This is a genomic window from Curtobacterium sp. NPDC086286, from assembly GCF_044746255.1.
Lineage (GTDB): Bacteria > Actinomycetota > Actinomycetes > Actinomycetales > Microbacteriaceae > Curtobacterium.
Genome location: NZ_JBIVBW010000002.1, coordinates 375,674 through 382,864, shown reverse-complemented (window position 1 = coordinate 382,864; position 7,191 = coordinate 375,674). Strand labels below are relative to the sequence as shown.

General features: G+C 72.0%; 7 protein-coding genes and 1 pseudogene. 2 read left to right on the top strand and 6 right to left on the bottom strand.

Annotated features, from left to right (window positions below; all coding sequences use genetic code 11):
- The first annotated feature begins 174 nt into the window (after window positions 1-174).
- On the top strand, window positions 175-1,161 hold the full coding sequence (locus ACIPKM_RS05310) for a carboxypeptidase-like regulatory domain-containing protein (RefSeq protein WP_261645706.1): 987 nt from the start codon (window positions 175-177) through the stop codon (window positions 1,159-1,161).
- Window positions 1,162-1,174: 13 nt separating this feature from the next.
- On the opposite strand, the gene ACIPKM_RS05305 is transcribed toward ACIPKM_RS05310, so the two are convergent.
- Window positions 1,175-1,678 (bottom strand): AAA family ATPase, encoded by a 504-nt coding sequence (locus ACIPKM_RS05305; protein ID WP_261645707.1) that lies wholly within the window; start codon window positions 1,676-1,678, stop codon window positions 1,175-1,177.
- 78 nt (window positions 1,679-1,756) lie between these two features.
- Here ACIPKM_RS05305 and ACIPKM_RS05300 point away from each other — a divergent pair, with 78 nt between their 5' ends.
- Entirely contained in the window at window positions 1,757-3,004 is a 1,248-nt protein-coding gene (locus tag ACIPKM_RS05300; protein ID WP_402736320.1) for an MFS transporter, read from the top strand.
- Between the two features lie 20 nt (window positions 3,005-3,024).
- On the opposite strand, the gene ACIPKM_RS05295 is transcribed toward ACIPKM_RS05300, so the two are convergent.
- The 5 genes and pseudogenes from ACIPKM_RS05295 to ACIPKM_RS05275 form a co-directional block, all read right to left on the bottom strand.
- The gene (locus tag ACIPKM_RS05295) at window positions 3,025-3,153 is read right to left on the bottom strand and encodes a pyridoxine 5'-phosphate oxidase C-terminal domain-containing protein (RefSeq protein WP_402736319.1); all 129 of its coding nucleotides are present in this window, start codon (window positions 3,151-3,153) and stop codon (window positions 3,025-3,027) included.
- A gap of 167 nt (window positions 3,154-3,320) precedes the next feature.
- Window positions 3,321-3,527: pseudogene (locus ACIPKM_RS05290) on the bottom strand (pyridoxamine 5'-phosphate oxidase family protein); the annotation flags it as partial.
- A 98-nt stretch (window positions 3,528-3,625) separates the two neighbouring features.
- Window positions 3,626-4,468, bottom strand: coding sequence for a creatininase family protein (locus tag ACIPKM_RS05285; RefSeq protein ID WP_402736318.1), 843 nt, complete (start codon window positions 4,466-4,468; stop codon window positions 3,626-3,628).
- Window positions 4,465-5,829: an FAD-binding oxidoreductase gene (locus ACIPKM_RS05280; protein ID WP_402736317.1), complete on the bottom strand. Its 1,365-nt coding sequence runs from the start codon at window positions 5,827-5,829 to the stop codon at window positions 4,465-4,467. Before ACIPKM_RS05280 ends, ACIPKM_RS05285 begins: the two co-directional genes overlap by 4 nt.
- A gap of 117 nt (window positions 5,830-5,946) precedes the next feature.
- Window positions 5,947-7,134 (bottom strand): nitrate ABC transporter substrate-binding protein, encoded by a 1,188-nt coding sequence (locus tag ACIPKM_RS05275; protein WP_071303113.1) that lies wholly within the window; start codon window positions 7,132-7,134, stop codon window positions 5,947-5,949.
- Between the last annotated feature and the right edge of the window lie 57 nt (window positions 7,135-7,191).

The following is a 7,191-nucleotide window of genomic DNA, read 5'->3' as shown; positions in this document are numbered from 1 at the left end:
CCCCGGGGCGGGGGGGGGCGGGGGGGGCGCGGCCGCCGCGCTGCGCCCCCCCCCCCGGGGGGGGCGCCCCCCCCCGCGGCGGGGGGGGGGGGGGGGGGGGCCCCCCCCCCCCCCCGCCTCCCGTGCGCGTACAGTCCCACGCAACACGTGGCTGGCGGGCGATCGGGGAACGCGATGCGACAGATCATCGGGACGACACTCATCGTGGCGCTGGCAACGGCCGCGCTGATCGGTGTGGCGCCGCCGGCGCACGCGGCCGGGTCGGGGACGATCGCCGTGCAGCTCGCGACGCCGGACGGCACCCCGATCCGGCTGGCGGACGTCGAACTCGCGGCGATCGGCACCGACGCCGTCGTCGGGACCGCCACCACCGACGACGACGGCACCGCGACGTTCGCCGGCATCCCCGCCCCGGACACCGTGACGGTGACCACACGGCAACTCCCGCCGCACGGAACGGACACCTACGCACCCGGACTCCGTTCGGACATCGCGGTCCGTGGTGGCACGACGGTCGCGGTGACCGTGCCGCTCGTCCGTGGCGCCACCGTGCAGGGTGGGGTGGTCGGCCCCTCGGGTCCCGCTGCGGGACGGCTGATGTACGCGTGGAACGAGGACACCTCGCAGGTGTTCCGGACGACCTCGGACAGCGCGGGACGGTACCGGTTCCTCGGGTTGAGCACCGGTCAGTACCGCATCGAGGCGTACGCCAGCGGCACGGCGTCGCCCGCCGTGTGGAAGACGCGGGTGTACCAGCAGCGGGGGACGCTCCTGGCGTCGCAGGTGACGTTGTCGCAGCACTACGCGCACAGCGACTACGACCTGGCCGTCTTCGCGAACACGGCGTCCCGCACCCCGTCGCCGCAGCTCAGTGGCGCGAGCGTCGTGGTGACGGAGGCGACGAGCGGAGCGTCGTTCTCGACCCGGTTCTCGACGCTGCTCGACGACGAGCAGACGGCCCAGTTCCAGATCCCCTCCGGGCAGTACGTGGTCGAGCTCCGGACGACGGCGACGACCACGACGCCGGTGGGTTCCCTGTGGCTCGGCCGTCCGGGAGGCGTGTACCGGTACGTGACCAACCGGGCGCAGGCCGTCCCGGTGAAGGTCGTGTTCGGCGGGTTCAACGGGTGGGGTGGAACGGTGGAGGCAGCGTCGCGCTGACCGGCGACGTTCGTCAGCCGGACGCGCTCGCGGACGACGCGATGGCGATCAGGTCGGACACCACCTCGTGCAGCGGTCGAGCCGCGTCGAGTTCGTGCGTGCATCCGGCGCGGAGGAGCGGCTCCACCTCGACGAGATCCGCCTCGATCATGCGGCGCTCGAGCGCGGTCTTCCCGTAGGGGTTCGTCGTACGGCGCGCGACCCGATCGAGCATCACCTCGAGCGGAGCGCTCAGGAGCACGATCGCATCGAACCGATCGTAGAACTCGGACTGGTTCCGGACGCACCCCTGGACGAAGAGCGAGCGGTCGTCCACCGCGTCCAGGAGCCCGGAGATCTTCGCCTCGACCCACATCCACTCGCCCTGGTGCGCTTCGTCGGGTGGATCCGGCAGCGTCCGGTACTCGCGCCACCCGGGATCATCGGTGTCCACGACCCGGTAGCCGTGCAACGCGAGCTCGCTCAGCGCGGACGACTTCCCGGTTCCCGACATCCCGGTGATCAGCACCTTCGACACAGCACCACACTAGGACCACGGTCGAGCACTGACGGCTGCGCCCTTGCTCGCGGTGTCTCGGTCTGCCAGCGTTGGGACATGGGCGACGACGTGACCACGCTGCGTCGGGTGCCGGGCTTCCTCCCCTACTGGTCGGCCGCGACCGTCTCGTCGTTCGGGTCAGCCGTGAGCGCGGTCGCCGTGCCGGTCCTCGTGGTGACGGTGCTGCACGCCAGTCCGTTCGAGCTCGGACTGGTGAACGCTGCCCAGTTCCTCCCGTACGCCGTGTTCGGTCTGGTCGTCGGCGCCTACGTCGACCGCTTCCGGCGGACGCCGCTGCTGATCTGGGCGAGCATCGGTCGCGGCGTGAGCCTCGGTGCGATCCCGGTGCTGTGGTTCACCGGGCTCCTGAACCTGTGGGCGACTGCGGCGGTGCTGTTCCTGTTCGGCATCCTGTCCGTCGTGGGGTTCGCGGCAACGCAGTCGCTCCTCCCCAGGATCGTGCCGCGCCCGCTCCTCCTGGCGGCGAACGCGCGGGTGGACCAGAGCGATGCGGCGGCGCAGACGGCGGGCCCAGCGCTCGGCGGGGTCCTGGTCAGCATCGTGACGGCGCCGGTCGCGATCGCGCTCGACGCGGTGAGCTACTTCGTCGACGCGTTCCTCATCGCCCGGGTCCGCGTCGTCGAGCACCAGCCGGCGCGACCGGCCAGGACGAGCCTCCGGAGTGACATCGTGGACGGTCTGCGCTGGACGTACGGCAACGCAGTGCTCAGACCGCTGGCCCTGTCCACCCACGTCTGGTTCCTCGCCAACGCCGCTGGCCTGACGGTGTTCGCGACCCTCGCGCTCCGCACGCTCGCGCTCCCCGCAGCGCTGTACGGAGCCGTCATCGCCGTCAGTGGGATCGCGATGCTCGTCGGCGCGACCGCTGCGACACGCCTCGGTACCCGGTTCGGTGCCGGCCGGACGATCATCGCCGCACGAGCCGCCTACCCGATCGCCTGGGCGGCCATCACGCTCGTGACGCTCGGTACCGGCGGCGCAGCACGGCCGACGACGGTCGTGGTCCTGTTCGTCGCCTTCGCCGTGCACGGTGCCGCAGCAGGCTGCGAGAACGCGAACGAGATGGTCCTCCGCCAGACCGTGACACCGGATGCCCTCCTCGGCCGGGTGAACGGCACGATGCGCAGCGCGAACCGGACGCTCGCCGCGGTGGGAGCAGTGGGCGGGGGTGCCCTCGTGACCCTGACCGGGGACGGCTTCGCGCTGCTCGCCGTGACGGTCGTGTTCGCGCTCGCCGTCGTCGTCGCTGCGTGGTCACCACTGCGGAGCGCCACCGTTCGCTAGGAAGGCTCCGCAGCGCGCGGTCACCCCGGCCAGGACTCCCGCGACCACGACCCGTCCGGGCGCCGGTGGTAGGCGAGCCGGTTGCTCGCGGCGTCGGTCGCCCCGCGCCAGAACACCATCCGCACCGGTGTGAGCGCGAACCCGCCCACGTGCTCGGCGGCTCGAGGTCCGTGCCGGCCCGTTCGCGGCCGAACGCCGCCAGGGCCTCCCGGCGCCGGGCCGGTGTGTCCGCAGCGGACGCGTGGTCGTTGACCCACGCGAGCACCTGCAGGTACCGCGTCCTGGCCGCGTAGGCCGCACGGGCCTCGTGGTCGGAGACGGGCGCCACGTCACCGACCACGACGAGCTGTCGCGCGGCCTCGGGCCAGTGCAGGGTCACCGCGGCACGGGGCACCGCCGCGAGTTCGGCGGCCTTGCGGCTGCGCGAGTCGGTGTGGAAGTGCAGGCGCTCCCCGTCGAACAGGGAGAGCAGGACCGTCCGGGCGTCGGGGTAGCCGTCGAGCCCGACGGTGGAGAGGGTCATGGTCGGACCCGGGGCGTCCGCCGCGGCAGGGAGCCACGATGCCGCGAGGGTCAACGGGTCCGTCGGCACGGGCTCATCGTCGACCCCTCGCGGCACGGTCACGAGACCGCGGCGTCGGCGGGGCGGGCCACCGCCGGACGGCTCACCGCAGGGTCGAACCGTGCGATCTCGTGCAGCGACGTCACGGCCTCGGCGACGGAGTGCTCCCACAGGACGGCACCGTACGACGCCGTCGCCCGGCTGGCGTCGCCGACGACACCGGGGGTCCCGAAGTCGTCGGACAACCACCCGAACGACACCGGGCCGCCGTTGAACGCGATCTTCTCGAAGCCGGCGATGTGCTCCGGCACCCATCGCTCCGCGAGCGACATGTCGACCAGGTCCGGGCGCAGGTGCAGGATCATCGACGTCTCCGCGGCGCCGCCGTGGATCCCCAGCCCGAGCTCGTCCGCGTCCTCGCCGTCCGGGCCGGGGACGCGGGCGAGGGTCGGCATGAGGAAGGTCTTCAACCCGTAGCGCTTCCGGATCTCGCGCAGGGCGACCTGCAGCAGGGCGACGTTGCCGCCGTGCCCGTTGGCGAACACCAGGGTGCCGGCACCGGTGAGGGCGACCGCGCGGCCGATCTGCACGGCGGTGTCGAACATCGTGTCGCTGTCGAGCCACACCGTGCCGGGTGCCCAGCTGTGTTCATCGGACTTCGTGAACGACAGCGTCGGGAGCTGCCAGACGTCCAGTCCCTCGGCGGCCGCCTGCTCGACCGCCGCCCCGCCGATGTGCTCGGCGAGCAGGTGGTCGGTCAGGAGCGGCAGGTGCGGGCCGTGGTGCTCGACGGCGCCGGTGGGCTGCACGACGATCGTGTCCGGCCCGAAGCCCGCCGCGACGGCAGGACCGGACAGTTCCGCGAGCCGACGCGAGCGGACCGTGCCGATGCCGGCGCTCACTTGCCGAATCCCGGGACGACGGGCTGCGCGGACGCGGTGGAGCCACCGCTGACCACGAGCGACGGGTCGATGACGTGCCCGGGGTTGAGCAGCCCCGCGGGGTCGGTGCGCTGCTTCAGCGCCACGAGCTCCTCGACGCCGTGGTCGACGTAGTACTGGTGCGGGCTGTGCACCCGGACGCCGAGTTCGCGGAGCACCGGGTAGCCGGCGTAGACGTCCTCGGCCCCGGTGTACGGCGCGGTGAGCATCCCGATCGGTCCGACGTGCGCGGCCTCGATGTGGAGCATGCCGCCGGGGTAGACGGCCTCGACCTCGGCGATCCGGTCGATGAGCGCCTCACCGCCGACCTCGACGTGGAAGTACTCGGTGTTGCTCGTGTTCCGCTTCAGCCACCAGATCGGGTGGTTGTACGACAGCATCGACACCTTCGTGGTCTGTTGCAGCCCCTCGCGGACGTCCAGGACCTCACCGCCGGCGGCCTCGATGCGTGCCCGCGCCTCGTCGAGCACGACGTCGTCGATGATCGCTCGCAGGCTCGCCCGGTCGTCCGGGATGGCCAGGTCGGACGGCAGCGTCGCGGCGATCTCGGCGCGGTCGGCGCTCACGAGCCGCGGCACCGGGTCGAGTCCGCGCAGCGTGCGGACGGCGACGAGCGCGTCCTCGAAGGTGGGGAACGCCGCGTAGACGGCTCGCCACTCCTGCAGCGGCTCGAGCCGGACGGTGGCGCGGGCGATGACGCCGGCGGTGCCGTAGGTGTGCACGAACGGCTGCGCCTCGTCGCCCTCGACGTGCAGCAGCTCGTCGGCGCCGGGGAGCGCGACGTCGAGCGCCGTGACGAAGCCCTGCCAGTTCGACCCGTGCGCGATCGACCCGGTGCCGCCGGAACCGCCGGACAGGAAGCCGCCGATGGTCGACTGGGCGGTGGACGGGTACATCCAGAGCTGCTGGCCCGTGGCGGCGGCCGCCTGCTCCAGGGCGACCATGGACGCGCCGGCCTCGGCGGTGATCCAGCCGTCGCCGACCTCGACGACGGCGCGTGCCCGCGACGTGTCGAGGACCAGGCCGCCGTGCAGCGGGATGCCTTGGCCGTAGTTGCCGGTGCCCTTCCCGCGGGTGGTGACGGGGACGCCGTGCCGGACCGCGGCCTGCAGGGTGGCGGCGATGTCGTCGGCGCTGGCCGGCGACGCGACGAGGTCGGCGAGGCCGAGGGGCAGCTGCTCGCTGAGGATGGGACTCATGGTGGCCTCGTCGACGGAGGCGCGGGCCCGCGTGCGCTCGTCGGCGCTCACGCCGCGCTCACCGAGCAGAGCGACGAGCTCGGCGCGCAGCGCCTCGACGGAGGTGGGGGTGACGGTGGTCATGCTCACTCCTGGTGGGTGGGTGGTGCGGGGACGACGGACGGGAGGCGCGGGGCGGCGTGGCACCGCGCCTCCCGTCCGCTTGTTGGTCGGCTCCCGTTCGACGGGAGCCGACCGGTGTCAGGAACCCAGACCGATGGACTTGTCGAGGAACTCGTTCGTGTACAGGTCGGAGGGCTTCAGGCCGCTCTTGACGTCACCGGTGCCGGCGAAGACGGGCGTCGCCTTGGCGATGAAGTCCTGCATGCGCTGTTCGTCCATCGACCCGATGTAGCCGTCGGTGTCCTTCGCGAGGCCGAGCTTCACCATCTGGGCCGCGGCGAACGCGCCGACCTTCGAGTCGTAGGTCCAGCCGTTGTTGTACTGCTGCACGAGCTTCGTGATGAGGTCGTTCGTGGCGCCCGGGGACTTCAGGTAGTCCACGTCGGCCTGCTGCATGACCGGCACGAGCTTCTGCAGGCACGGCTCGAGCTTCTTCAGGTCACCGGTACGGACCGACATCGCCTCGGGGTAGGGGTTCCACCCCGTGCTCGAGACGAGCGCGTAGTCGACCTTCTTGCCCCAGGCCGCGACCTGGTTCTGGTAGATGTACGGCTCGGCGGTCGCGAAGCCCTGCTGAGCGTCCTTGCCGCCTGCGGACACGAACTTCGACGGGGTGCCGTCGTAGCTGCCGTCGAGGACCTTCTTCGGCAGGATCCCGGACTGCTCCAGGTACGTCATGTAGGCGGCACCGTTGAAGTAGCGGACGACGCCGCCGTCCTTCTCGAGGGCCTTGCCGAGGCCCTTGATGCTGTCGACCTCCGGGTACGTCTTCGGGTCCCACATGATCGACATCGGAGACTGGTCGTTCTCGGCGAACACCGCCGTGGTGGGCAGGTTGCCGGAGAACTGCACCTGCTCGTCCGTGGACATGTACCCGAGGGTGATGTCCTTGTCCTGGTACATCTGCGACGCGACCTTGGTGTAGCCGATCGCCGGGCCGCCGGCACGGATCTCGAGCTTGACGCCGGTGCTCTTGCCGTTGGCGTAGAGGTCGCCGGTGACGGTCTTGCCGGAGGAGTCGATCACCGGGTTCGGGCCGAGCATCTGGTAGAGGTGGCCGTGCTCGCCCTCGGGGTTCCAGTCGGTCTGGACGACGACGGTCGCGGGGCACGCGCCGGCGAGGTCGACCTTCGGCCCGGAGGCGGTCGACGAGGTCGCGGCGGTCGTCCCGGTGCTGCCGGACGACCCCGCCGCGCAGCCGGTGAGGGCGATGGCGGTGGCGGCGAGGGCGGCGGTGGCGACGCCGAGGCGGGAGGTGGTGCGCATGGAGGCTCCGTTCGTGGTGCGGGTCTCGTGGTGCTGTGGTGGGAAGGGGTGTGGGTT

What these genes read in the sequence shown, in the direction of transcription:
- ACIPKM_RS05310 (WP_261645706.1), top strand. Translation starts at nt 175, where the DNA reads ATGCGACAGATCATCGGGACGACACTCATCGTGGCGCTGGCAACGGCC.
- ACIPKM_RS05300 (WP_402736320.1), top strand. Translation starts at nt 1,757, where the DNA reads ATGGGCGACGACGTGACCACGCTGCGTCGGGTGCCGGGCTTCCTCCCC.
- ACIPKM_RS05280 (WP_402736317.1), bottom strand. Translation starts at nt 5,829, where the DNA reads ATGACCACCGTCACCCCCACCTCCGTCGAGGCGCTGCGCGCCGAGCTC.
- ACIPKM_RS05275 (WP_071303113.1), bottom strand. Translation starts at nt 7,134, where the DNA reads ATGCGCACCACCTCCCGCCTCGGCGTCGCCACCGCCGCCCTCGCCGCC.